This is a genomic window from Ancylobacter pratisalsi (assembly GCF_010669125.1).
In the GTDB taxonomy this organism is placed as follows: Bacteria; Pseudomonadota; Alphaproteobacteria; order Rhizobiales; family Xanthobacteraceae; genus Ancylobacter; species Ancylobacter pratisalsi.
In genome coordinates this window covers 2,225,412-2,249,561 of record NZ_CP048630.1, presented here as the reverse complement: position 1 = coordinate 2,249,561, position 24,150 = coordinate 2,225,412, and the positions used below count along the sequence as shown (strand labels likewise).

Genomic DNA, 24,150 nt, shown 5'->3' with positions numbered 1-24,150 from the left:
CGGGAGTCACAAAAAGACCCGACGGGGTCGAGGAACCCGCCGGGGGAGAGGTGAGCATGGACGTCTGACGCGACCTGCGGACCACGACGGGCGCGAGAGCGCGCCGCGGCCCCGGCGCGCTCTATTCGAGATAGTCGGCGAAACGCGCCACATGGTCGGCCAGACCCAGCGCGTGATTGCGCACCAGCAGCTCGGCGGCGCTGGTGTCGCGGGCCTCCAGCGCCTGGATGATGGCGAGGTGATCCTGAATCGACCGGTTGGCGCGGTCTTCCTCGCCAATGGTCTTGCGGCGGATCATGCGCATATGGGTGAACAGGTTCTCGGCGAGATTGATCAGAATCCCGTTGCCGCCCATCGCGATGATGGTCTGGTGGAACTGGATGTTCACTTCCGAATATTCGTCGAGCTTGACGTGCGGCGCGGCTTCGCCGTCCTCGAACGAGGTGAACATCTCGCGCAGCCGGCCGATCTCCTCATCCGTGGCGTGGAGGGTGATGAGCCGGGCGGCCAGGCTTTCCAGCGCGGCCCAGACCTGGATCATCTCGATCACTTCGCGCCGGGTCTTGCGCACCACATAGATGCCGCGGCGCGGCACCGAATGCACGAAACCCTCGCGCTCCAGCTGGGCCATGGCCTCGCGCACCGGGGTGCGGCTGACGCCGAGGCTCTGGGCGAGCTGGCGCTCGTCGAGGCGAACCTCGTTGGGCTGGTCGTAGATATTGAGCGAGACGATGACTTCCTTGAGCGCGGTATAGGCGCGGTTCTTGAAGGTGGAGGTGTCCTCCAGCGGCGCGACCGAGAGCTTGGCGGCTCCCCCGTTTACACGGCGAATGGTGCTCTCGATGCTCATCATCGTGCCCATTTCCCGAAACGTCGGCTCACGCGGCCGCCTGTGTGGCATTGGCCACGGGATCGCGAATGAAGTGCGTTGTCAAAAAACTGGAACATGTGCGTTGCCTCCCGTTCCCCGTTCGCCTGCGGCATCGCCCCGTTCGGTCGCGGCCCGCCTTCTGTTCTGGGCGGCTACGCGGCGCGTGGGGCGCCCGTTTTGCCCGATCTCCGCTCTCCGGGGGGTGAGGGAGCCGGCGGGGAGCGGCTGGGCCGCTCTTCGCATGGGCGACGGCCGGATCCCTCGGGATTCAGGCCGCTTAGACGCCCGCCGCGTCGGGAAGACGCGGCGGGCCGATCGTGACCGAGCCGTCAGGCCGGCTGCGCGGAGCTGCGCAGCTTGGCGATGCCCTTCGAGATCAGGGGCCACACGCCGGCGAGCAGGCCGAGACCCATGATCGTGGAGACCAGCGGGTTGGACCAGAAGATGGAGACCGAACCCGCCGAGGTGAGCAGCGACTGGCGGAAGGATTCCTCGGCGGACGGGCCGAGAACAATCGCCAGAACGAGCGGGGCGAGCGGGTAGTTGGTCTTCTTCAGCAGGTAGCCGAGGACACCGAACACCATCATCATCAGCACGTCGAACACGTTGTTGTTCACCGTGTAGGCACCGATCGCGCAGATCACCAGGATCACCGGAGCGATGATCGAGAAGGGGATACGCAGGATCGCGGCGAACAGCGGCACCGTGGTCAGCACCAGGATGAGGCCGACGACGTTACCCAGATACATGGAGGCGATGAGGCCCCACACGAAATCGGCCTGCTCGACGAACAGCATTGGACCGGGCTGAAGACCCCAGATCAGCAGGCCACCGAGGAGAACCGCGGCGGTCGGCGAACCGGGAACACCCAGCGCCAGCATCGGCAGCAGGGCCGAGGTGCCGGCGGCGTGCGCGGCGGTCTCGGGCGCGATGACGCCCTCGATCTCGCCATTGCCGAAGTTGTTGCCGTTCTTCGACATGCGCTTGGCAATGCCGTAGGACATGAACGAGGCCGGGGTCGCGCCGGCGGGCGTGATGCCCATCCAGCAGCCGATGACGCAGGACCGCAGCGAGGTCGCCCAGAACCGGGGCAGCGTCTTCCAGGTCTTCCACACCACCTTGGGATCGATCCGCGCCGACTTGCCGCGGAACTCCAGGCCTTCCTCCATGGTGAGCAGGATTTCGCCGATACCGAACAGGCCGATAACCGCGATGAGGAAGTCGAAGCCGTTGAGCAGCTCGGTAAAGCCGAAGGTCAGGCGGAGCTGGCCGGTGACCATGTCGAGACCGACGCAGGCGAGGGCGAAGCCGAGCATCATCGACACGACGGTCTTGGCCGGCGGTTCCTTGCTCATGCCCACGAAGGAGGCGAAGGCGAGGAAGTACACCGCGAACTTCTCGGCCGGACCGAACTGGAGCGCGAACTGGGCAACCAGCGGCGCGATCAGCGTGATCATGACGATGGCGAAGAAGGCGCCCACGAAGGACGAGGTGAAGGCGGCCGTGAGGGCCTCACCCGCGCGTCCCGACCGCGCCATCGGATGGCCGTCGAAGGTGGTGGCCACGGACCAGGGTTCGCCGGGAATATTGAACAGAACCGAGGTGATGGCGCCGCCGAACAGCGCGCCCCAGTAAATGCAGCTCAAAAGGATGATCGCCGAGGTCGGCGACATGGAGAAGGTGAGCGGCAGCAGGATGGCCACGCCGTTGGCGCCACCAAGTCCGGGCAGCACGCCGATGATGACGCCGAGCAGAATGCCGATCGCCATCAGCAGGATATTGAACGGGTCGGCGGCAATTCCGAACCCGTGGTAAAGATGGGTGAAGTTGTCGAGGATCATGTTCATGGGCGCGTTCCCCTTGGGAGCCTTTTTGTTTGTGCCTGATCAGAGTCCAAGCATGGCCTCGACCGGCCCCTTGGGGAGCGGAATGAGGAACCAGCGCTCCAGCGTGATGTAGAAGAAGATCGGCACGCCGAATGCCACCGCGAGCGACAGCGGAATTCCGTATTTACCCAGCCAGACCATGAACACGAGGATAAGCAGGATGGACGGCACGTAGATGCCGAATTCCGGCACCAGAGCGACATAGACGCAGGCCGGGATGAGCACCTTGAGCACCTGAACCAGCTGCCCGTTTTCGGCGAAGATCCGCGTCCGGTCTTCGCGCAGGGCCGAGACCAGGTTCACCAGGCTGCAGGCGCAGATGATGATTCCGACATAGAAGGGGAAGAAGCCGGCCTGCGGGCCGCCGTCCCACCCGGAGCCGACCTTGTGACTGCCGTAAATGACGACGAAGCCGAACAGCAGGGTCAGCACAGCTGTCCCGATTTCGACCGAACGTTGCTTCGGTCCCGCGCCGCCAGCCTCTTGATGAGCCTGTTCCATCACGATTATCTCCGAAAATCCGCACAAAGGACCGCCCGGCGGGGTGCTCCCGCCGGCGGCACGTTTGACGCCAGCTCACTTGAGTGTTTTTCGTTGCTTTGCTTCGGGTCGCTCGACGGGACGTCCGATGATGAATACTCGGACGGTCCCGTCGCGATCCGCGGCTGACGCGATCCCTCTCCCCGGGATCGGTCGGCCGGCACACTGCCGGCCTCAGTTCGTCATCCGATTACGCCTCGCGAGGGGCGTATCAGTTACCAGCGATGAAGCCGGCTTCCTGCATCAGACCCTTGTGCTTGGTCTCGGTCTGGTCGAGCCACGCCTTGAACTCGTCACCAGCCATGAAGCTCTGATTGAAGGCACCGTCCTTCATCAGCTGCTTCCACTCAGGCGTCTCGCGGACCTTCTTGAACAGGTCGACGAAGTACGCGACCTGCTCCTCGGACACGCCCGGGGGCATGAAGATGCCGCGCAGCATGAGGTATTCGACATCCAGGCCGGCCGACTTGCAGGTCGGGATCGAGGACCAGGAAGCATCGCCGAGGATCTTGTCGGTGTAGGGCAGGGTCTTGTCGTCGAACACGCACAGCGGGCGGAGCTTGTCACCGCGCCACTGGGAGACCGCCTCGATCGGGTTGTTCACCGACGAGTTGATGTGACCGCCCACGAGCTGCACGGCCACTTCTCCGCCGCCCTTATACGGGATGTAGGTGATCTTCTTGCCGATCGCCTTCTGCAGGGCGACGGTGATGATCTGGTCTTCCGACTTCGAGCCGGTGCCGCCCATCTTGAAGGTGCCGTCCGGCGCCGCCTTGATAGCCGCGACATATTCCTGAGCGGTCTTGTAGGGCTCCTGGGCATTCACCCACAGCACGAACTCGTCCAGCGCCAGCATGGCAACGGGGGTCATGTCCTTCCAGTTGAAGGGAATGCCGGTCGCGAGCGGGGTGGTGAACAGGTTCGACAGCGAGATGATGATCTTGTGCGGATTGGCCTTGCTGCCCTTGACGTCGAGGAAGCCCTCACCGCCGGCGCCACCGGACTTGTTGATCACCACGAGAGGCGACGACATCAGGTCATGCTTGGCAATGATGCCCTGAAGCGTGCGGGCCATCTGGTCGGCGCCGCCGCCGGTACCGGCCGGGACAATGAACTCAACCGGCTTGGTGGGCTCCCAGGCCGCCGCCGCCGGCAGCATGGACATGGCCGTCATGCCGAGAGCGGTGATCGCTCCCAGACCGAAGGCTTGCAAATTTTTCATCTGGCGTTTCCTTCCCAAAGGGTTGTCGAGAATGGCCGCATCTTTTGAGCGACGGCCTTTTTTTGGGTCCCGCACCCCGGTCAAATAGCCGGGAAAAGGACCTCGACGTCCGGCAGTCTTTCTTGTGTCTCTCCGCCGGATATTCCGTGGAATAAGTTGTACCAAGATTAGCTTTAAGCCAACCCCCTAATTCTAAAGTGCAATGGTGCGACGCAAGGTCAGCCCGTATTACACATCCCAGTAATTATGTATTTGGCATAACAGTCTTGGTATACGTTATAATTCATGCCGTGTATGAGATATCTTATTAAATAAGCCATTGCCTGAACACGCATTTTTTATCGCCGGCACGAGCTTACCTAAGGTCGCTTCTCAAGCCTTCCCTGGCGTCCGCCATCCACGGGCGCTTCGCTCAAAGGAAGCCCGCAATTACTTGCTACCCTTACGGATGCCTGAATTTGCGCCTGTTTCTCCCTAAATTTCGCCATTTTGTTGCGGTGCACAATCTTTTTTGTCGAAGCGCGACCCGACTCGGCACCCTGTTTCCGGTTCCGACGAAGGCCGGCAGGCGGGTTCCTGCGGCCGGATCATCGGGCGGTCGCGCAGCCATGCGAGAATGATCGTGCGGGAAGGAAAGACCCGGTCGCCGCACGGAATCGATTTTGCTAGGAGAGGCGGGCTGCGGCGGCGCCACCGCAATCCAGCCGCGATGCCGGGCCAGCATGAGGATTGCAGGATGCGAATGCAGGGAGACACTGTTCCATGACCAGTCGCTTGATTCCGGTGGCTCCATTCGTGCTCACCGTGTTTGGCGCCACCGGCGACCTTGCGCGGCGCAAGCTTCTTCCGGCGCTGTTCCACCGCGACCTCGACGGGCAGATTCCCGACGAGGCCGTGATCATCGGCGTCTCCCGTCGCCCGCTGAGCGACGAGGAATTCCGTAATTTCGCGCGCCAGGCGCTTGTCGACCACGTTCCCGAGGCGGAACTGGAGGGCCCCGAGCTCGACCGGTTCCTCGGACGGCTGTCCTACATCGCCGCCAATGCCGATGCCGATCCCGGCTGGCCCGAGCTGGCCCACCGGGTGTCGAGCCTCCCCAGCCATGTGCCGGTCTATTATCTCGCCACCGCGCCGCATCTGTTCGGGCCGATCTGCGAGAGGCTCGGCAAGTTCGGCCTGGCCGAGAACGGCCGTGTCGTGATCGAAAAGCCGATCGGCAAGGACCTCGCCTCCGCGCTCGCGCTCAACGAGCAGGTCGGCAAGATCTTCACCGAGGATCAGGTGTACCGCATCGATCATTACCTCGGTAAGGAGACGGTGCAGAACCTGATGGCGCTGCGCTTCGCCAACGCGCTGTTCGAGCCGCTGTGGAACAACGCCCATATCGACCATGTCCAGATCACCGTGGCCGAGGCGCTCGGCGTCGAGGAGCGGGCCGGCTATTACGACACCGCCGGCGCGATGCGCGACATGGTGCAGAACCACATGCTCCAGCTCCTCTGCCTGGTGGCGATGGAGCCCCCCGCCTCGCTCGAGGCCGATGCGGTGCGCGACGAGAAGCTGAAGGTGCTGCGCGCGCTCAAGCCGATCGACGACCACAACATGGCCGCCGTCACCGTGCGCGGCCAGTATCGCGCCGGGGCCTCCGCCGGCGGCGCCGTGCCGGGTTATCTCGACGAGCTGGGGTCGAGCCACAGCGAGACCGAGACCTTCGTCGCGGTGAAGGCGGAAGTGGAAAACTGGCGCTGGGCCGGCGTGCCGTTCTACCTGCGCACCGGCAAGCGGCTGGCCTCGCGGGTGTCGGAGATCGTGGTCGGCTTCCGGCCCGTTCCCCATTCGGTGTTCGGCGAGGGGGTCGGCGCCATCGAGCAGAACCGCCTCGTCATCCGGCTCCAGCCGGATGAGGGCGTGAAGCTGTGGCTGATGATCAAGGACCCCGGCCCGGGCGGCATCCGCCTCACCCATGTGCCGCTCGACATGAGCTTCGCCAAGGCGTTCAAGGTGCGCAACCCGGACGCCTATGAGCGGCTGCTGCTGGACGTGGTGCGCGGCAACCAGACCCTGTTCATGCGGCGCGACGAGGTCGAGGCGGCCTGGCGCTGGGTCGACCCGATCCTCAATGCCTGGCGCCACACCAAGGAGGCGCCGCGCCCCTACACCGCCGGCACCTGGGGCCCCTCCGCCGCCATCGCGCTCATCGAGCGCGACGGGCGCACCTGGCTGGAGGATGGCGCCTGAGCTGGCGCGCGGCGCGTGCCGCGCGGCGGGCGATGAACTTCCCGGTTCCCGCGACCGTTGCGGCCGCGGGAACCGTCTTTATTGGTGAAACGGCGCGGCTACGCCTACGCTGTCACGGCGCGGCAGGCGCCTGGTTCTGGAACGGCGCCCTGCCAGCGCGCCGAGGTTTGGAGATGATCGTGAGCCACACGCTGCACGAGCTCGCTGACGGCGCCGCCGTGGCGACGGCCCTCGCGGATTATGTCGCCGCGGCCCTTGCCGCCCGCCTTGAGCGCGACGGCATGGCGAGCCTCGCCGTTTCCGGCGGACGCACTCCCACGCGCTTCTTCGAGGCGCTCTCCACCCGCGACCTGCCCTGGCAGAAGATCGCCATCACGCTGGTCGACGAACGCTGGGTGCGCGAGAGTTCCGATCGCTCCAATGCCCGGCTGGTGCGCCAGCACCTGCTCCAGGGCAAGGCGGCGGCGGCGAAGTTCGTGCCGCTCGCCAATGACGCGCCGACCCCGGAAGCCGGGCTGTTCGCGGTCAACGAGGCGCTGGAGGATCTGGCCTGGCCGCTGGCCTGCGCCGTGCTCGGCATGGGCGATGACGGCCACACCGCTTCCTTCTTCCCCGGTGGCGACCATCTGGAAGAGGCGATCGACCCCGACGCTTCGCTGGGCCTCATTCCCATGCGCGCGCCCGATGCAGGTGAGCCGCGCATCACCCTCACCCTGCCGGTGCTGCTCGCCGCCGACGCGCTGGCGCTGCACATCGAAGGCCCGGCCAAGCGGCCGGTACTGGAGAAGGCGCTCGGGGAAGGCCCCGCCACCGAGATGCCGATCCGTGCGGTGCTGCGCGCGCCGCGCCCGCTCGACATCTTCTGGTGTCCCTGACCGGGACGCTGCAGCGAACCTGCGACCGCCGAGGTGCCGCCGGGGCACCGAACCAGACGACCCGGTCGGCGCCCGCCGGCCGAAGAAGACCTTGAGGAGAGCAGCATGGCCGACGCCGTCATCCCGTCCAGCGTGAATGCCCGCCTTGGCGAGGTCACCGAACGCATCGCCAAGCGCTCGCACGACACCCGTGCCCGTTATCTGGACCGCATCGCCGCCGCCGCGCAGAAGCAGCCGGTGCGCAGCTCGCTGGGCTGCGCCAACCAGGCCCACGGCTTCGCCGCCTGCGGCCCTTCGGACAAGGCAATGCTGCGCGAGGGCGCGGGCGCCAACCTCGCCATCGTCACCGCCTACAACGACATGCTGTCCGCCCACCAGCCCTATGAGCGCTTCCCGGACCTGATCCGCGCGGCCGCCCGCGCGGCCGGCGGCGTGGCCCAGGTCGCCGGCGGCGTGCCGGCCATGTGCGACGGCATCACCCAGGGCGAGGCCGGCATGGAGCTGTCGCTGTTCTCGCGCGACGTGATCGCGCTGGCCACGGCGGTCGCCCTGTCGCACCAGACATTCGATGCGGCGGTGTTTCTCGGCATCTGCGACAAGATCGTGCCCGGCCTCGTCATCGGCGCGCTGTCCTTCGGTCATCTGCCGGCGGTGTTCATTCCCGCCGGCCCGATGACCTCGGGCCTGCCCAATGACGAGAAGGCGAAGATCCGCCAGCTGTTCGCGGAAGGAAAGGTCGGCCGCGCGGAACTGCTGGAGGCCGAGAGCCAGTCCTATCACGGGCCCGGCACCTGCACCTTCTACGGCACCGCGAACACCAACCAGATGATGATGGAGATCATGGGCCTGCATCTGCCCGGCGCCTCTTTCGTCAATCCCAACACGCCGCTGCGCGACGCGCTGACCACCGCCGCCGCCGAACGCGCCATGTCGATCACCGCGCTCGGCAATGACTATGTCCCGGTCGGGCGCATGCTGGACGAGCGCGTGTTCGTGAACGGCATCGTCGGCCTGCACGCCACCGGCGGCTCCACCAATCACACGCTGCACGTCGTCGCCATGGCGGCGGCGGCGGGTATCAAGCTGACCTGGGACGACTTCTCCGACCTCGCCGACATCACGCCCCTGCTCTGCCGCGTCTATCCCAACGGCAAGGCCGACGTGAACCACTTCCAGGCTGCCGGCGGCATGGGCTTCGTCATGCGTGAGCTGATGGAGGACGGCCTGCTCCACCGCGACGTCGAGACCGTCTGGGGTGCCGGTCTTGATGCCTATACCCGCGAGCCCGGCCTCGCCGAGGACGGCACGCTGACCTGGCGCGACGGCGCGGCCCTGAGCGGCGATGAGGCGGTGCTGCGCGGTGCCAAGACCCCGTTCCAGGCCACGGGTGGGCTGAAGCTGCTCTCCGGCGATCTCGGCCGGGCGGTGATCAAGACCTCGGCGATCGCGCCCGAGCGGCACATCATCGAGGCGCCGGCACGGGTGTTCCACAGCCAGGAGGAGCTTCAGGCCGCGTTCAAGGCCGGCGATCTTAAGGGCGACTTCGTCGCCGTGGTGCGGTTCCAGGGACCCAAGGCCAACGGCATGCCCGAGCTGCACAAGCTGATGCCGCCGCTCGGCGTGCTTCAGGACCGCGGCAACAAGGTCGCGCTGGTCACGGACGGGCGGCTGTCGGGTGCCTCCGGCAAGGTGCCGGCCGCCATCCACGTCACGCCGGAAGCCGCGGACGGGGGCGCCATCGCGCTGATCCGCAACGGCGACATCATCCGCCTCGACGCCGTCGCGGGCACGCTGACGGTGCTCGTCGACGCGGAAGTGTGGGCGGAGCGTGCCCCCACGCCCGCCAACCTTTCCGCCTCCCATGTCGGCGTGGGACGGGAACTGTTCGCTTCGTTCCGGGCGGCGGTGGGCACCGCCGACACTGGGGCATCCATCTTCGCCGTGCACTGAGCCGGGGAGGTCGGCCCGGTCAGAACACCGGGCCGACCTTTCCCAGCGGAATCATACCGAGCAGGACCTGACCGCGACGGAAGCCGAAGCGGAAGCTGTTGGCCGGCTGGCCGTCGATCGTGGTGGGCGAGCCCATCGCCATCATCGCCGGCGCCAGGTTCACCATGAAGTCGGGCATCAGGCCGGCGCCCGACAGCGCACCGAACAGGGCCGGCGCGTTGGCGACGGACAGGTCGAGCGTGCCGTCCAGCCGGCGCTGGGGATCGAGCCCGAAGGTGCCACTGGCGCTGATCACGCCGCCGGCGGCGCTGAGCTGTGCCTCCAGCAGCTTCACCTGCCCGCCCGCCTGCTGCCACTGGGTGACCCGCTCAAGCGGTGTCATGGCGCGGAAAGCGGGCACCTCGGTCACCGTCGCCTGCATCTCGCCATCGATCTCGGGCACGGCCGCGCCGCCGACGAACAGGCCCTTCGCGCCCTTCACCGCGGTCGCGATATCAAGCGTGCTATCGGCCTCGCCGGGATGATGGCGCACGTGAAGCACCGCCTCGCGGGCCGTGAGCACGGTCGTGCCCTCGGCGGAGAGCTGGTAGTCCTTGGCCACCACCGACACCCGCTCCGGCCGGCCGCCGCTGCCGACGCCGCTGAGCTGGAGCAGCGACCAGTCGGCCACCGCCTCCCGACCGGTCGAGGCCTCGACCAGCCGGGCCGGTCCCTGGAACTCCGCGATGATGTGGCCGGGATTCCAGACCTGGGCGACCGCATGCACGCGCTGGGCCGTCGCCGTCCACTGGCCGGAACCCGCGCCGACCGTCGCGCCGGCAAAGGCCAGCGTGGGTGAATCGCAGATCAGCTCGAAGCGGAAGGGAAAGCCGCCCAGCTCGCGGTTGGTGCAGGTCCAGATGCGGCCATGGGCAGCTTCCGCCGCGATCCAGCCATCAACCTCCTCGCCCACCCGGCCCGAGGCATAGAACCACATGCCCGACCAGCCGATGGCCAGCAGCACGATGAACGCCACCGGCAGCGTGATCAGCCAGCGCCGGCGCCGCGGGGCCGGATCGAGGGGTGTTCCGGGACCGGGTATTCCCTGTGTGGGTGTGCCCTGCGCGGGAGTGGAAGCCGGCTCGGCATGGGGATCGGAAAAGCTCATGGGGAACTCCAGCAGGGGCGCGACCGGGCGCGGGCACCATCCACCGCCGGTGCGGCGCGCATGTGGCACGGCCCGCACCCGCCGCAACGGACCTTGGGGCGCCCTGCCGCTTGCGCGGGCAGGCCCCCGCATGCGACGGCAGGATGTCGATGTCCCTTACCGTGATTCCGGCCCGCTCGCCATGAACCCCACAAAGAACGCACCCCAGAGAACCGCAAAAAGCCCCTCGCGCCGCGCCGCGACGGGTCCCGGCGATCTCTGGGTCTTCGGCTATGGCTCGCTGATGTGGAATCCCGGCTTCGCGTTCGAGGAACGGGTGACCGGCAAGCTGATCGGCGCCCACCGCTCCTTCTGCGTGCTCTCGGTGCACTGGCGCGGCACGCCGGAGAAGCCGGGGCTGGTGCTCGGGCTCGACCGCGGCGGCGCCTGCCTGGGCATCGCCTACCGTGTCGCGCCGGCACAGGCGGAGGCCACACTGGCCTATCTGCGCGAGCGCGAGCAGGTGACGAACATCTATCGCGAGGCGGTGCGCCGGGTCTGGCTGAAGGACGGCAGCGAGCGCAGCATTTCCGCCGTGACCTTTCTGGTCGATCGCGGCCACGCCCAATATGCCGGCCGCCTCAGCCCCGACGAGCGCCTGCATCTGATTCGCCAGGGGCATGGCGTGGGTGGGCCGAACACGGACTATGTGAACGCCACCGCCCGCCACCTCGCCGAACTCGGCATCCGGGACACGGAGATGGACTGGCTGACGCAGCGACTGTGAGCCCTCCTCCTCCCGCAGGCCGCTTCAGGAGGGGACGATGGACCCGCTATCGGTCTCGGGCAGGATGCGCAGGTGAATTTCCTGCGCGCCCAGGACCCGCGCCATGATGCGCGCCCTGGAACCGGCGGGACCGGACCAGAGCGGCACGCAGCGCCCGTTTTCCGACCGCACCGCCATGGCGACCGCGTCCGGATAATCGGGCGCGTCGTCCACCTGGTAGACCGAATACACCTGCCGCCGCCCGTCCGGACCGCGCCAGAGCCGGAAGCGACGCGCCAGCAGGGCGTCGGCCGCGCTGAGCGGCCCGTCGTCCCGCAGCGAATCGCTGCATGTGATTTCATGTGTCATCATGAGAACAAATCTAGAACATTTACGGATGGCGTCAATGCGCCTCGTGAGGTGAATCCGCGATCGCCCGGTTTGTTCCCGCAAAGGCCGAAGCCGCACCGTCCGACGCGGCAACGTTCAACGCCGCGCCGCGCGATACGCCGCCGCCCCTCAGTTTCCCTCGATGCCGCCCTCGGGCGCCAGCGCCGGCCAGGACCGCACCCCGAGCCAGGCGCCGACGAACTTCACATATTCGACGAAAAGCAGCCGGCCATTGGCAACCACCAGCGCGAGGCCGTTCTCTTCCGGCGGTGTCCTGGCCACCACGGGATAGGGCACCAGATCCATGTTCGGCATCGCCCGGCGCAGTTCCACCAGCGCCCGCGGCATATGCCAGGACGAGGTGACGACGAGCAGCGAGTGGAAGCCCCGCGCCCGCGCCCATTGCGCGGTCTCAATGGCATTGCCGCGCGTGTTCAGCGCCGAGCGTCCGAGCGCGACGCAGCACTTCAGCACGTCCTCCGGTACCGGGGCGGTGCGGCCGATTTCGCTGAGCGTGGTGTCGGGATGAACGCCGGTGATCAGCAGGCGCTGGCCGCGATGCTGTGTCAGCAGGGCGATCGCGTCGGGAATGCGATCCGCCCCGCCGGTCAGCACGACGATGCCGTCGGCACTGCGGCTCGGCTGCCCCTCACGCCCCTGAAGGCTGACGACGAACAGGGCAAAGCCCGCCAGCACGAGGACGAAGGCGGCAAGGATCAGCGCCAGCCCGAGGCGCACCAGCCGCTGAATGACGTTCAGCGAGGCACTCGCCGCACCGGCGGGATGAGGGGGTTCGAAGTCGGACACGGGGGCTGCGCCTAGGTGATGCCGCGCAGGGTGCGGAAAACCGTCACCCGCGAGGTTACGGCCGTAACCAGCGCGACCAGGACCGACACGCCCAGAATTCCGCCATAGCCGTGCCCGTCCAGACGCATGGCGCCCACCAGCGTGTCCACCGGATCGTTGATCCCGAGCCAGCCCGGCAGGGTCGAACCGAGGAAGAACAGCGCCATCGCCGCGCCGCCGCCAAGGGCGCCGCCCTTGAGGCCGATGGCGAGGAAATGATGCTGGAATTCCTGGGCGATGAAGGTGTCGCGCGCGCCGACGAAATGCAGCACCTCGACAATGCCACGCGCCGCGTCCACCGCCGCCCGCGTCGCGAACACGACGCACAGCACCGTTGCCGCCGCCACCAGCGCCAGTACCGCCAGGCCTACCACCACGACCGAGCGCGCGGTGGCGGCAAGGCGCTCGGTCCATTGCCTGTGGTCATCGAGGCTGGCCGACGGCACCTGCCGGGCAAGGCCCGCGCGCAGGGCGGCGAGGGTCTGCGCATCGGCGTCGGAGGCCAGCGTGACCACGATCAGCCGGGGCACGGGCAGGTTCGACACGTCGAGCCCCGCGCCCAGCCAGGGTTCCAGCAGCGAGGCGGTCTCGCGCTCGTCCAATGCGCGGGCGTCGGCAATGCCGGGCGTCGCCTTGGCGAGCTGCACCGCGCGCGTCAGCGCGGCCTGGATGTCCAGCGCGTCGCCCGGCTTGATCTCGATCGTGGTCTCGCGGGCGATGTCCGAGGTCCAGTCCGCCGCCACCGTGCGTACCACGGCGACGCTGCCGATGGTGATACCGGCCAGGAAGGTCATGATCGCGACCACCGCGGCCAGCGCGTTGCCGGTGACACTGGCGCGCGGAACGATGGAGCGGCCGGTGCGCGGATGATCACCCGGCTGCGCGTCGCCGGTCCCGCGCCGAAGACGAAGCCGGAGCGCCTGGAGCGGCGAAGGGCCGGGCGAGGTGGATGTGGCGTCAGTCATAGACGGTCAGCCGTCCCTGGTGGATCACGAGCCGACGGGCGTCGAACTGGTCCATAAGCGCGATGTCGTGCGTGGCGATCAGCACCGAGGTGCCGCTCTTGTGCAATTCGAGAAACAGCCGCATCAGCCGGCGGGCGAGGCCAGGATCGACGTTGCCGGTGGGCTCGTCCGCGAGCAGGATCTCCGGCCGGCTGATGAGCGCGCGCGCGATCGCCGCGCGCTGCTTCTCACCGCCCGACAGCACGGGGGGAAGCACATGCATGCGCTCACCCAGTCCGACCCACTGCAACAACTCGCGCACCTCGGCCCGGTAGCTCGCCTCCTCGCGCTCCTGCACACGAAGCGGCAAGGCAACATTCTCATAGGTAGTGAGGTGGTCGAGCAAGCGGAAATCCTGAAACACGATGCCGATGCGCCGGCGCATCGCCGCCGTTTCATCGGGCCCGAGTTTGGCGGCATCACGGCCGAAGATGTTGATCAGGCCGCGCGTGGGCCGCAGCGACAGGAACATCAGCCTGAGCAAGCTGGTCTTGCCCGCACCGGACGGGCCGGTGAGAAACTGGAAGGAGTGCGGCGGTATGCCGAAGGTGACGTCGCGCAGCACCTCCGGCCCCATGCCGTAGCGCAGGCCGACATTCTCAAAACGAACCAAGGTTGTTCCCCAAGGGTTCCCCAAGGCGGGGCGCGGCCGGCGCGGGGCGGCAGCGCAGCGATTCACTTTCCCCGCGGCTTCTAACATAGCGTGGGCGCGGAAAGGCAAAAGCGGCGCGGCAAAAACACCGGCAACTGGACGCGGCACCGCCGCCCGGTCCATTGTGCGGGGGAAAAGCGCGGCCGGAAACAGGGCCATCACACGCAACGGGACGAAATATGAGCCAGAAGACCGACGCCCCCGCCACGGACGCACCGATTGCGGCGACGGCGACGTCCCATATCCAGGTGCTGTTCGACGCCGAGACCATCGCCACGCGCAACCGCGAGCTCGCCGCCGAGATCGTCGCCGCCCGACCCGAGAAGCTGGTGGCGATTGCGGTGCTGAAAGGCAGCTTCGTCTTCGCCGCCGACCTGATTCGCGCCATGCACGAAGCCGGGCTGGCGCCGGAAGTGGAATTCATCAGCCTGTCGAGCTACCGCGATTCGCGCGTCTCCTCCGGAAAGGTCACGGTGCTGCGCGACATCGACAGCGACGTGCGCGGCCGCGACGTGCTGCTGATCGACGACATCCTCGAATCCGGCCGCACGCTGGCTTTCGCCAAGGACCTGCTCGCCGCGCGCGGCGCCCGCCGGGTGCTGGTGTGCGTGCTGCTGGAGAAGCCGCACAAGCGGGCGGTGCAGGTGGATCCGGACTTCGTGGGCTTCACGTGCCCGGACTATTTCGTCGTCGGCTACGGCATGGACGTGTCCCATGCCTTCCGCCAGCTTCCCTTCATCGGCTACATCCCCGAACAGGAAACCTGACGACGTCCCCACGCGCGGGCCGCCTCAGGGCCCGCCCCGAGGCCGGGCCACGGCGGGAGCGGCCGGCGGTCAGAACTCGCGCAGCAGACGTTCGAGATAATCGAGCTCGATGCGCGGGCGCTGGGGGTCGCTGAAGCGGCGGCGCAGTTCCTCCAGCACCTGGCGGGCGCGCTGCATGTCCATCTCGTCGGGCACCTTCACGGTGACGTCATCACCGTAGTCGCGCGAGCGTAGAGGCCGGCCCAGCGGGTCGTTGCGCTCGGCGGTCTGCCCCGAGGGACTGCCGGGCTGCCCGCCCTGCTCACCTTCCTGCTGCATCGCCTCGGCCATCTGCTGGGCGCCACGGCGCAGCGCCTGAAGCGCCTCGCTCTGGGCGTCCACCGCGCCGGTGCCGTCGCCGCTGCCCAGTGCTTCCTCGGCCTCGCGCATCGCCTGCTCGGCCTGGCCGAGACCGGACTCGCCAGGCGTGTCGCCCTGCCCGTTCTGACCCTGCCGGCCCTCGCCGCCCTGGCCCTGTTCACCCTTCCCCTGCTCGCCGGGCCGGCGGCCGCGCTGGGCCTGCTGCATCTTCTGGCGCAGCTGGCGAAGCTGCTCGCGCAGCTGCTCCTGGCTCTGCTGCAGATCGCTGAACTGCTGGTTCCGACCGTCCTGCTGGCCCTGGCCCTGCTGACCCTCCTCGCCCGGCTCGCGGCCCTGCTTGAAGGTGCGGTCGCGCAGCTGCTGCTGGCGCCGGATCATGTCGCCGAGCTGGTCCATGGCCTGCGACATCTGGCTCTGGCCGCGACGCTGCTGCTGACGGCCGGCCTGAAGACCGTTGAGCATGTCCTGCAACTCGCTCAGCATCTGCCGGGCGGCGTCCCGGGCGCCATTGCGGGCCATGTTCTCGATGCGGTCGAGCATCTTCTGCAGGTCCTGCGGACGCACCATGCGGGTGTTGGGGTCCATCGGCTGGCTGCCGTCGGCCTGGTCGCGGTTGCGCATGGCCTCTTCGGCGAGGGCCTGCATGTACTGCTCCATCGCCTCGCGCAGTTCCTGCGTCAGGCGCTGGATCTCCTCGTCGCTGGCCCCGTTCTCCAGCGCGCTCTGCAATTGCTGCTGAGCGTCGCGCAGGCGCTTTTCGACGTCCGACAGGTCGCCGTCCTCGATTCGGACCGCGACCTCCCACAGATAGTCGACCACGCCGCGCAGATCGTCATCGTTCCGGGCGTTGACCAGCCGCCAATAGGCGCTGCGCAAGCCTATGTAATGCGCGGGGTCGGGGGTGAAGCGCTCGGGTGCGATGGCCAGCGCGTCGAGGCCTTCCTGCACCCGCTGACGCTGATTGGCGTCCAGAGCGAGATGCTGACGCTCATCGATCAGCGCCCGCGCCAGCGGGTTGGTGAACAGCCGCGCCGGCAGCACGAAGCTGCGTGGACGCGACATGCCGGTATTGCCGGCCTCGTCGCGCGCGGTGAGCGTCATGGTCACGCGGGTGCCGGCCCATGGACTCTCGGTCAGGTCACGGGTGGTCTGCCCGCTGGCGACCTTGCCGCGCCTTCCGGAAAGCGGCAGCGGAAAATTCGGGGCCTCGACCAGCACCCGCGGCGCGGGCCGGGGCGGTGCATTCTTGAGCGCGTGCAGCGGCGGCGGCGGCGGCACCGCGGCGAAGGTCGCCTCCGCGGAAACGACGCCATAATCATCCTCGGCCTTGTAGTTCAGGATGAGGCCGGTGCGGCCGGACGCCTGCGGCTCCTTGGTCAGTTCGATGCTCGGCGGCTGATCCTGCACCGCGCGGAAATGCCAGGCGACCACGCGCCCGTCCGGACCGGCGATGCGCGCGGAGCCATCAGAATTGATGAGGTAATGGTGCTCGTCGGCCGCGCGCGGGGCGGCGGGGGACGTCGTCGATGCGGCGGCGGTCGCCGGCGCGGCATCGGTCTCCGCCTCCTCGACGGCCGCGACCCCGCCCTCGACGTCGAGCCCCGCATCGGCGAGGCCGGTCACACGCACCACAAGCTCGCTGCCGGCAGGAACGGTGAGGGCGGCCGCCTCATATGCGCCCGAGGCGGCATCGGCCGGATCGGCGGCACGTTTCGTGGTGTCCTTGTTGGCGTCCAGCGCGACATCCTGCGAGCGCAGCCCCGGCAGCATCACCGGCGGGCGCGCGGTGTAGCCGGGCGGCGTGACCCAGGCGTCAATGCGATAGGGCACCGGCGGCACCGGGGTGTGCCAGTCGAACGCCGCAGAGATGCGACGCAGATGCTCGCCCGGCGCCATGAAGAAGGTGGCGATCACGCCCAGCATCACCAGCGCGCGGAACGCCCGCCCGTCGATGGCGGCGAGGCGCGGCGAGGGTAGCCCCGCCCTGAGACTGCCGAGCTGGCCCGACACCCTCGCCAGATGCGCCCGCCACAGGGCGGCGCCCACCGGATCGTCCGGCCGGGTGGCAAGATGGTCGGCCAGCGCCGTCACCGGCCGGTGCGGCAGGGCGCTGGTGCGGTCGAGGCGGGCGAGCGTGTCCTCCGCCGAGGGCAGGCGGATGCGCAAGGCGGGAATCAGCGCCGCAAGAAGCAGAAGCGCGAAGGGGACCAGGGCGACCATGCGCCCGATCGGGGTCAGCGCCACCCACAGGCCGAGCCAGGAGGCGATAAGGAACACGCCCACCGCCGCCGCCACGGCGGCAATGGCCGGCCAGCTGCGCTCCCACAGAAGCGTGGCGAAGGCGCGTTGGCGCGCGGCGTCCATGCGCTTCTCGGCGCGATGGATCTCGCTGCGCGCGCGTTCTTCGGCGCGCAGGTCACCCGTTCGCAGGTCGCCGCCGGTTTCCGACTGTCCTTCCGGTGCCGCCGTCACGCGCTCGTCCTCCGACGCTAGAACCGCACACCAGCCCCAACGTCACCTTAGCACGCCGCGCCGGAGGCGCCAGTCCTGCCACTTTGGCAGGCGCGCCTATTCGATAATCAGATCGTGATCGGGACAGTGCGACGAATGTGGCCGCGGCCGGCTCAGTCGAGCCAGCCGGGCACGCGGTCGAGCGCGATCAGCGCATCCGCGTCGACGCGCGGGCGCACCAGCGCGAATTCCCCGCCCTTCACCAGCACTTCGGGCACCAGCGGGCGGGTATTGTAGGTCGAGGCCTGCACCGCGCCATAGGCCCCGGCGGTCATCACGGCGATGACGTCGCCGGCGCGCAGGTTCGGCAGCCGCCGCCCCAGCGCCAGGAAATCGCCTGATTCGCACACCGGGCCGACCACATCCGCGACGATCTGCCCCTGCCCGCCGACAGGCGCGCGCACGGGCAAAATTTCGTGATGGGCGTCGTACAGCGTCGGGCGGATGAGATCGTTCATTCCCGCATCGACGATGATGAAGTGCTTGCCCTCGCCTTCCTTCACATAGACGACGCGGGCCAGCAGCACGCCGGCATTGGCCACCAGCATGCGGCCGATCTCGAACACCAGGCCGAGCCCGAGATTGTGGGTATGGCGCTTCACCAGCGCCGCATAGGCCCCCGGCAGCGGCGGTTCCGGCTCGCCGGCCACATAGGGCACGCCGAGACCGCCGCCGAGATCGAGATGGGTCAGCTTGTGGCCATCGGCCATCAGATCGCGGGCGAGCTCGACCAGCAGGGCGGTGGCGTTGTCGAACGGGCCGAGATCGGTGATCTGGCTGCCGATATGCATGTCGACGCCGGTGATGCGCAGGCCCGGCAAGCCGGCGGCGTGGGCATAGACCTCCCGCGCCCGCGACACCGGGATGCCGAACTTGTTGTCCGACTTGCCGGTGGAGATCTTGTGGTGGGTCTTGGCATCGACGTCCGGATTGACGCGGATCGAGATCGGCGCGGCAACGCCGTGGCTGACGGCGACCTCGGACAGCGTCAGCAGTTCCGGCTCGCTCTCGACGTTGAAGCACAGGATGCCGGCGTCGATCGCGGCCGCGATCTCCTCGCGGGTCTTGCCAACCCCGGAGAACACGATCTTGTGCGGGGCGACGCCCGCCGCGAGCGCACGCTTGAGCTCGCCCCCCGAGACGATGTCGGCGCCCGCGCCAAGCTTGGCGAAGGTGCGGATCACCGCCTGGTTGGAATTGGCCTTCACCGCGTAGCACAGCGTGGTGCGCATGCCCTCGAAGGCTTCGGTGAACACGCGGTGGTGCCGCTCCAGCGTGGCGGTGGAATAGACATAGGCCGGCGTGCCGACCGCCTGGGCGATATCGGCAAGGCTCACATCCTCGGCGTGGAGGATGCCGTCGCGGTAAGCAAAATGATGCATGAGGTGTTCGCGCGGTTCTAGAGCAGGCCGTCAAGGATGAAGGGGCGGTCCGGCTTCACCGGGCCGGTGTCCTTCGGCACTTTGCCGTCCGGGCCCGGCTGGGCCATGGGCGAGTTCGGCGGCGGCTCCAGCGGGCCTTTGACGCCGCAGCCGCCAAGCGCCAGCGCGCCGCCGAGAACGAGCGCGGCGGCAAGGTAACGGAAGGGGCGAGGCAAGGAGCGGCGGGTCAAGGAAACGTCCTCGTGCTGGCGTCGAAACGGACGGTATGAAAGCATCTCGGGCAACCTATAACGAGGCACGGCCAAAGGCGAGCCCGGCGGATGGCCCGGCCCGCGCATCCCGCCTCATACATCCAGACGCACGATCACCGGCACATGGTCGGAAGGCCGCTCCCAGCCACGCGCCTCGCGCAGCACGGTGACGTCCGTCGCCGCCGGAGCGAGCGCGGGACTGGCCCAGACATGGTCCAGACGGCGACCGCGATTGGAGGCGGCCCAGTCGGCGGCGCGGTAGCTCCACCAGGTGAACAGCTTCTCCTGCGGGGGAATGAAATTGCGCATCACATCCACCCAGCCACCCGCCGCCTGAAGCGCGGCCAGCTTTTCCACCTCGATCGGGGTGTGGCTGACCACGTCAAGCAGCTGCTTGTGGCTCCACACATCGCTCTCCAGCGGCGCGATGTTGAGATCGCCCACCAGAATGGAGCGCGCGCCGGGCGCGGTGGGATGCAGTTCTTCCCATGTCGTGGCTTCGTCGAGGAAGGCCAGCTTGTGGCGGAATTTCTCGTTCACCGCCGGGTCGGGAATGTCGCCACCGGCCGGGATGTAGAAATTGTGGATGGCGAGCGGCGCCTCGAGGCCCGCTTCGCGGCCGAGAACCACGGAAATGTGCCGCGCATCGCCCATGTCGCAGAAATCCTGCCGGCTCACGCTCTCGAAGGGCCGCTTCGAAAGGATGGCGACGCCGTGATAGCCCTTCTGGCCATGGATCGCAGCATGGGGATAGCCGAACCTCGCCGCGTCCTTCAGCGGAAAGCGGTCGTCCGGCGTCTTGGTCTCCTGCAGGCAGATGACGTCCGGCTGATGCTCGCTGGCGAGCTTGCCGACGAGCTCGATGCGCAGACGCACCGAATTGATGTTCCAGGTGGCGATCGAAAGCGGCACGGGCGGGAAGACCTTTGCGGACGCGGCTCAAATGCGACCGCGATGGAGGGATCAGGCCCTCTCCATATCAATCCCGCGCGCCGGGATGAAGAGCGCGCGGCCCGCCGACGACGCCTGATCCCGGCCCGCCCGTCAATCGCGGTTGATGACGAACAGCATCGGATCCGGGCGGTCGGTGGTGTTGAGGTTCGAGACCGCGACCGTGGTGTCGTAGCCCTGCGGGTCGGTGACCGTCCACTGCTTGAGCTGCATGGTCTTGGCGTCGAACATGATCATCAACCGGAACGTGCCGACCATCGGCTGCTTCTCTTCGATCACCACAGTGGCGAAGACATCGTCCTGGTACACGCCGGTGACGTTGGAATTGCGCGCGAGGTTGAAATTCTCCGACAGCAGGAAGCGCAGCGGGGTCGCCGAAAGCGGGGTGATGTCCTGCGTCTTCAGCCGCTTGTCGCGCACCGCGACCGAACGCCCGTCGGCCACCAGCACGATCGGGCTCGGCGGGTCGTATTCGAACAGCACGCGGCCGGGCTTCAGCAGGTAGAACTGGCCCTGCCGGCGCGTGCCGTCGGGATCGACCTGCACGAAATTGCCGCTCATCGCCTTGAAGCTGTTGAAGTACTGATTGATGCGATCGATCGTGCTGGCCGCCGCGCCCTGGCCGGCGACGGTCGCCATCTGGATGTTGGGATCCTGGCCCGGCGCCAGCGTGGCCGGCGCCTGCGACCGGGCCGGCGCGCTCTGTGCCATCACGGCGGCGGAGGGCTTCTTCGGCGGGGCGAAGGGCGGCGGCGGCACCTGCGCGCCCGCGGGAACGTTCGCCGCCCCCAGCGTACAGAGCAGGACGGCGCAGGCGGTGAGCAAATGGCGCATGAGGCACTCTCGCTGGCGCGCACGGCGCAAAATCTTCGACGGTCGTTGAGTGCGGGTAACGTCCCGCTGTGGCGATCCTGTGGCCCGCACCGGCAAGCCGGCACGGACGCGACGTCAACAGGAGCCGCATGGCTGGCAGCCGATGCGGCCCCGATGACGACTAATGCTCGTCGGCCTCGTTGGTTTCGATCAGGATCTCACGCTTGCCGGCGTGATTGGCCGAACCCACCAGCCCTTCCCGCTCCATGCGCTCGACCAGCGAGGCGGCGCGGTTGTAGCCGATCTGCAGCCGGCGCTGGATATAGGAGGTGGAGCACTTGCGGTCGCGCATCACCACGGCCACGGCCTGGGAATAGAGATCGCCCCCCTCCTCGCCCGCGCCGCCCGCCATGGCGCCCTTGTCGAACACCGCCCCGTCCTCGCCCTCGGTATCGAGATCGGCGGTGACCTCCTCGACATAGTCCGGCGCCCCCTGCGCCTTGAGGTGCTCGACCACGCGCTCGACTTCCTGGTCGGAGACGAAGGGTCCGTGGACGCGGGAGATGCGTCCGCCGCCGGCCATGTAGAGCATGTCTCCCTGGCCGAGCAGCTGCTCGGCGCCCATCTCGCCGAGAATGGTGCGGCTGTCGATCTTGGAGGTGACCTGGAACGAGATCCGGGTCGGGAAATTGGCCTTGATGGTGCCGGTGATGACGTCGACGGAGGGGCGCTGGGTGGCCATGATGAGGTGAATGCCGGCGGCACGCGCCATCTGGGCGAGGCGCTGGATCGCGCCTTCGATGTCCTTGCCGGCGACCATCATCAGGTCCGCCATCTCGTCGACGAGAATGACGATGTAGGGCAGCGCGGAGAGGTCCATTTCCTCGCGCTCGTAGATCGCCTCGCCGGTCTCCTTGTCAAAGCCGGTCTGCACGGTGCGCACGATGGCTTCGCCCTTGGCCTGCGCCTCGGCGACGCGGGCGTTGAAGCCGTCGATGTTGCGCACGCCCACCTTCGACATCTTCTTGTAGCGCTGCTCCATCTCCCGCACCGCCCATTTCAGGGCAACCACCGCCTTCTTCGGGTCGGTGACGACGGGCGTGAGCAGGTGCGGAATACCCTCATAGACCGAGAGTTCCAGCATCTTCGGGTCGATCATGATCAGCCGGCACTGCTCGGGCTTGTGGCGGTAGAGCAGGCTGAGGATCATGGTGTTGATGGCGACCGACTTGCCCGAGCCGGTGGTGCCCGCGACCAGCAGGTGGGGCATGCGGGCGAGATCCACGATCACCGGCTCGCCGCCAATGGTCTTGCCAAGCGCGATCGGCAGCTTGTAGGCCGCCTCGCCAATGTCCTTGGCGGACATGATTTCGCGCAGCAGCACCTTGTCGCGCTTCGGGTTGGGCAGCTCGATGCCGATGGCGTTCTTGCCGGGGATCACCGCGACACGGGCCGAGATCGCGCTCATCGAACGGGCGATGTCGTCGGCGAGGCCGATCACCCGGCTCGACTTGATACCGGGCGCCGGCTCAAGTTCGTACAGCGTGACGACGGGGCCGGGGCGCGCATTGACGATGGCGCCGCGCACGCCGAAATCTTCCAGCACGCCTTCAAGATCACGGGCGTTCTCGTCCAGTACGTCGCGCGGCAGCGCGGGGCCGGTACGCGGGGGAGGGGCGGTGAGCAGGTCCAACCCCGGCGCCAGATAGCGCCGCCGCGCTTCCTCGATCACCGCGCGGCCACCCTTGATGGCCCGCAGCGGCGGACGGCGCTTGGAACGCGAAGCCGGCGGCGGGGGAGGCGCGTCGTCGTCGTCCTCCTCGAAGGGCAGGTCGTCCTCCAGAGCGTAGCCGGCGGGCTCCTCGTCATCATCCACGATGGGTCCGCCGAAGCGCGGCTCCATGCGCTCGGCGCGGGACGCGGCCTCATCCTCCTCGTCAAGGCCGGCCATGCCGCGCAGACGGCTCGCGAGGCCGGCACGGGCGGGCGCGCCATAGCTCCGCCGCGAACGGCCCGGCATGAGGCGCGCCTTCAGCGACAGCAGCGCGTGAGTGGCCATGCCCAGCGCGAGCGCCAGGCGTCCCACGCCCTCGTCATCGAAATCCTCGGTGAACGCCTCGTCGTCGTCCTCGATGTCAACCGGCGGCTTCAGCCCGATGCCAAGCGCGATCGGCACCGCGAGCACCGCGCCGAACAGGCACAGCCCGCCGACCACGGCGTAGTCGAACGCGTTGAGCCAGGTCGAGCGCAGGGCGTCGGGCACCGCCAGCACCGCCTCGCCCATCACGCCGCCCAGACCGCTGGGCAGCGGCCAGGCGCCGAAGCGCGGCAGGCAGCCGGCGAAACCGGCGGCGCAGATGATGCCGATCACACCGGCAATGATACGCGCCCGCACCCGCCGCGGGCGGCGATGGGTCAGGATCAGCCAGCCCCAGACGCCGATCGGCAACACCGCGACCAACGAGGCGACGCCGAGAAGCTGCATGAGCAGATCGGCGACGACCGCGCCGGGCATGCCGAGGAAATTGGCCGGAGCGGCGGCGCTGGAGCGCGACAGGCTCGGATCGTTCGCCGACCAGCTCGCCAGCGCGACCAGAAGCAGGGCGCAGAGCCCGACCAGGGCGAGGCCGACGAGTTCCGCCGTGCGTCGGCGCAACGCGCCGCGGATTTCCTCCGGCAGGAAGGCGATCATGCCGCCGCGAGGGCGACGCTCGCCCCCCGATCTCTCGGTGCCGGAGCGCCCGGCGCT

Annotated in this window: 20 protein-coding genes; 5 read left to right on the top strand and 15 right to left on the bottom strand. The window is 68.0% G+C overall.

Annotated elements, in window-relative coordinates; genetic code table 11:
* Nucleotides 1–121 precede the first annotated feature (121 nt).
* The 4 genes from G3A50_RS10675 to G3A50_RS10660 form a co-directional block, all read right to left on the bottom strand.
* Entirely contained in the window at nucleotides 122–853 is a 732-nt protein-coding gene (locus tag G3A50_RS10675) for a GntR family transcriptional regulator (protein WP_163075268.1), read from the bottom strand.
* A 347-nt stretch (nucleotides 854–1,200) separates the two neighbouring features.
* Nucleotides 1,201–2,712, bottom strand: coding sequence for a tripartite tricarboxylate transporter permease (locus G3A50_RS10670; RefSeq protein WP_163077534.1), 1,512 nt, complete (start codon nucleotides 2,710–2,712; stop codon nucleotides 1,201–1,203).
* A gap of 45 nt (nucleotides 2,713–2,757) precedes the next feature.
* Nucleotides 2,758–3,258: a tripartite tricarboxylate transporter TctB family protein gene (locus tag G3A50_RS10665; protein ID WP_163075267.1), complete on the bottom strand. Its 501-nt coding sequence runs from the start codon at nucleotides 3,256–3,258 to the stop codon at nucleotides 2,758–2,760.
* 250 nt (nucleotides 3,259–3,508) lie between these two features.
* The gene (locus tag G3A50_RS10660) at nucleotides 3,509–4,519 is read right to left on the bottom strand and encodes a Bug family tripartite tricarboxylate transporter substrate binding protein (RefSeq protein ID WP_163075266.1); all 1,011 of its coding nucleotides are present in this window, start codon (nucleotides 4,517–4,519) and stop codon (nucleotides 3,509–3,511) included.
* 762 nt (nucleotides 4,520–5,281) lie between these two features.
* Here G3A50_RS10660 and zwf point away from each other — a divergent pair.
* The 3 genes from zwf to edd all read left to right on the top strand — a co-directional run bounded on the left by zwf (nucleotide 5,282) and on the right by edd (nucleotide 9,582).
* Nucleotides 5,282–6,757: a glucose-6-phosphate dehydrogenase gene (gene zwf, locus G3A50_RS10655; protein WP_163075265.1), complete on the top strand. Its 1,476-nt coding sequence runs from the start codon at nucleotides 5,282–5,284 to the stop codon at nucleotides 6,755–6,757.
* A gap of 173 nt (nucleotides 6,758–6,930) precedes the next feature.
* Nucleotides 6,931–7,632 carry a 6-phosphogluconolactonase gene (pgl, locus tag G3A50_RS10650; protein ID WP_163075264.1) on the top strand — a complete coding sequence of 234 codons (702 nt, stop codon included), beginning with the start codon at nucleotides 6,931–6,933 and terminating at the stop codon, nucleotides 7,630–7,632.
* Between the two features lie 105 nt (nucleotides 7,633–7,737).
* Complete coding sequence (gene edd / locus G3A50_RS10645) at nucleotides 7,738–9,582, top strand: phosphogluconate dehydratase (RefSeq protein WP_163075263.1); 1,845 nt, start codon at nucleotides 7,738–7,740, stop codon at nucleotides 9,580–9,582.
* Between the two features lie 19 nt (nucleotides 9,583–9,601).
* On the opposite strand, the gene G3A50_RS10640 is transcribed toward edd, so the two are convergent.
* Complete coding sequence (locus G3A50_RS10640; RefSeq protein WP_163075262.1) at nucleotides 9,602–10,729, bottom strand: DUF2125 domain-containing protein; 1,128 nt, start codon at nucleotides 10,727–10,729, stop codon at nucleotides 9,602–9,604.
* A 130-nt stretch (nucleotides 10,730–10,859) separates the two neighbouring features.
* Between G3A50_RS10640 and G3A50_RS10635 the strand changes: the two genes are divergently transcribed.
* Entirely contained in the window at nucleotides 10,860–11,495 is a 636-nt protein-coding gene (locus G3A50_RS10635) for a gamma-glutamylcyclotransferase (RefSeq protein ID WP_281355851.1), read from the top strand.
* Between the two features lie 24 nt (nucleotides 11,496–11,519).
* On the opposite strand, the gene G3A50_RS10630 is transcribed toward G3A50_RS10635, so the two are convergent.
* The 4 genes from G3A50_RS10630 to ftsE form a co-directional block, all read right to left on the bottom strand.
* Nucleotides 11,520–11,846, bottom strand: coding sequence for a hypothetical protein (locus G3A50_RS10630; protein ID WP_163075261.1), 327 nt, complete (start codon nucleotides 11,844–11,846; stop codon nucleotides 11,520–11,522).
* Between the two features lie 147 nt (nucleotides 11,847–11,993).
* A complete protein-coding gene (locus G3A50_RS10625) occupies nucleotides 11,994–12,671 on the bottom strand; it encodes a YdcF family protein (RefSeq protein ID WP_163075260.1) in 678 nt (225 codons plus the stop codon).
* 11 nt (nucleotides 12,672–12,682) lie between these two features.
* The gene (locus G3A50_RS10620) at nucleotides 12,683–13,675 is read right to left on the bottom strand and encodes a cell division protein FtsX (protein ID WP_246252338.1); all 993 of its coding nucleotides are present in this window, start codon (nucleotides 13,673–13,675) and stop codon (nucleotides 12,683–12,685) included.
* Complete coding sequence (gene ftsE / locus G3A50_RS10615; protein WP_163075259.1) at nucleotides 13,668–14,327, bottom strand: cell division ATP-binding protein FtsE; 660 nt, start codon at nucleotides 14,325–14,327, stop codon at nucleotides 13,668–13,670. Before ftsE ends, G3A50_RS10620 begins: the two co-directional genes overlap by 8 nt.
* Nucleotides 14,328–14,545: 218 nt before the next feature.
* Here ftsE and hpt point away from each other — a divergent pair, with 218 nt between their 5' ends.
* Nucleotides 14,546–15,133 (top strand): hypoxanthine phosphoribosyltransferase, encoded by a 588-nt coding sequence (hpt, locus tag G3A50_RS10610; RefSeq protein WP_163075258.1) that lies wholly within the window; start codon nucleotides 14,546–14,548, stop codon nucleotides 15,131–15,133.
* A 69-nt stretch (nucleotides 15,134–15,202) separates the two neighbouring features.
* Here hpt and G3A50_RS10605 read toward each other — a convergent pair whose 3' ends face one another.
* From G3A50_RS10605 to G3A50_RS10580, 6 genes are all read right to left on the bottom strand, one after another.
* Nucleotides 15,203–17,965, bottom strand: a complete 2,763-nt coding sequence (locus tag G3A50_RS10605; protein ID WP_246252336.1) for a TIGR02302 family protein — start codon at nucleotides 17,963–17,965, stop codon at nucleotides 15,203–15,205.
* A gap of 152 nt (nucleotides 17,966–18,117) precedes the next feature.
* Nucleotides 18,118–19,386 (bottom strand): diaminopimelate decarboxylase, encoded by a 1,269-nt coding sequence (gene lysA, locus G3A50_RS10600; protein ID WP_163075257.1) that lies wholly within the window; start codon nucleotides 19,384–19,386, stop codon nucleotides 18,118–18,120.
* A gap of 17 nt (nucleotides 19,387–19,403) precedes the next feature.
* On the bottom strand, nucleotides 19,404–19,616 hold the full coding sequence (lptM, locus tag G3A50_RS10595) for an LPS translocon maturation chaperone LptM (RefSeq protein ID WP_210255259.1): 213 nt from the start codon (nucleotides 19,614–19,616) through the stop codon (nucleotides 19,404–19,406).
* Between the two features lie 114 nt (nucleotides 19,617–19,730).
* A complete protein-coding gene (locus tag G3A50_RS10590) occupies nucleotides 19,731–20,549 on the bottom strand; it encodes an exodeoxyribonuclease III (RefSeq protein ID WP_163075256.1) in 819 nt (272 codons plus the stop codon).
* Between the two features lie 132 nt (nucleotides 20,550–20,681).
* Nucleotides 20,682–21,422 (bottom strand): LolA family protein, encoded by a 741-nt coding sequence (locus G3A50_RS10585; protein WP_163075255.1) that lies wholly within the window; start codon nucleotides 21,420–21,422, stop codon nucleotides 20,682–20,684.
* A 160-nt stretch (nucleotides 21,423–21,582) separates the two neighbouring features.
* Nucleotides 21,583–24,093: a DNA translocase FtsK gene (locus G3A50_RS10580; protein ID WP_163077524.1), complete on the bottom strand. Its 2,511-nt coding sequence runs from the start codon at nucleotides 24,091–24,093 to the stop codon at nucleotides 21,583–21,585.
* Between the last annotated feature and the right edge of the window lie 57 nt (nucleotides 24,094–24,150).

Bases quoted from the DNA above. Each gene is read 5' to 3' on its own strand.
- pgl (WP_163075264.1), top strand. From the start codon at position 6,931: ATGATCGTGAGCCACACGCTGCACGAGCTCGCTGACGGCGCCGCCGTG.
- G3A50_RS10670 (WP_163077534.1), bottom strand. From the start codon at position 2,712: ATGATCCTCGACAACTTCACCCATCTTTACCACGGGTTCGGAATTGCC.
- G3A50_RS10580 (WP_163077524.1), bottom strand. From the start codon at position 24,093: ATGATCGCCTTCCTGCCGGAGGAAATCCGCGGCGCGTTGCGCCGACGC.
- hpt (WP_163075258.1), top strand. From the start codon at position 14,546: ATGAGCCAGAAGACCGACGCCCCCGCCACGGACGCACCGATTGCGGCG.
- G3A50_RS10630 (WP_163075261.1), bottom strand. From the start codon at position 11,846: ATGATGACACATGAAATCACATGCAGCGATTCGCTGCGGGACGACGGG.
- G3A50_RS10660 (WP_163075266.1), bottom strand. From the start codon at position 4,519: ATGAAAAATTTGCAAGCCTTCGGTCTGGGAGCGATCACCGCTCTCGGC.
- G3A50_RS10640 (WP_163075262.1), bottom strand. From the start codon at position 10,729: ATGAGCTTTTCCGATCCCCATGCCGAGCCGGCTTCCACTCCCGCGCAG.
- zwf (WP_163075265.1), top strand. From the start codon at position 5,282: ATGACCAGTCGCTTGATTCCGGTGGCTCCATTCGTGCTCACCGTGTTT.
- G3A50_RS10635 (WP_281355851.1), top strand. From the start codon at position 10,860: ATGCGACGGCAGGATGTCGATGTCCCTTACCGTGATTCCGGCCCGCTC.
- edd (WP_163075263.1), top strand. From the start codon at position 7,738: ATGGCCGACGCCGTCATCCCGTCCAGCGTGAATGCCCGCCTTGGCGAG.
- G3A50_RS10585 (WP_163075255.1), bottom strand. From the start codon at position 21,422: ATGCGCCATTTGCTCACCGCCTGCGCCGTCCTGCTCTGTACGCTGGGG.
- G3A50_RS10675 (WP_163075268.1), bottom strand. From the start codon at position 853: ATGATGAGCATCGAGAGCACCATTCGCCGTGTAAACGGGGGAGCCGCC.
- G3A50_RS10620 (WP_246252338.1), bottom strand. From the start codon at position 13,675: ATGACTGACGCCACATCCACCTCGCCCGGCCCTTCGCCGCTCCAGGCG.
- G3A50_RS10665 (WP_163075267.1), bottom strand. From the start codon at position 3,258: ATGGAACAGGCTCATCAAGAGGCTGGCGGCGCGGGACCGAAGCAACGT.
- lysA (WP_163075257.1), bottom strand. From the start codon at position 19,386: ATGCATCATTTTGCTTACCGCGACGGCATCCTCCACGCCGAGGATGTG.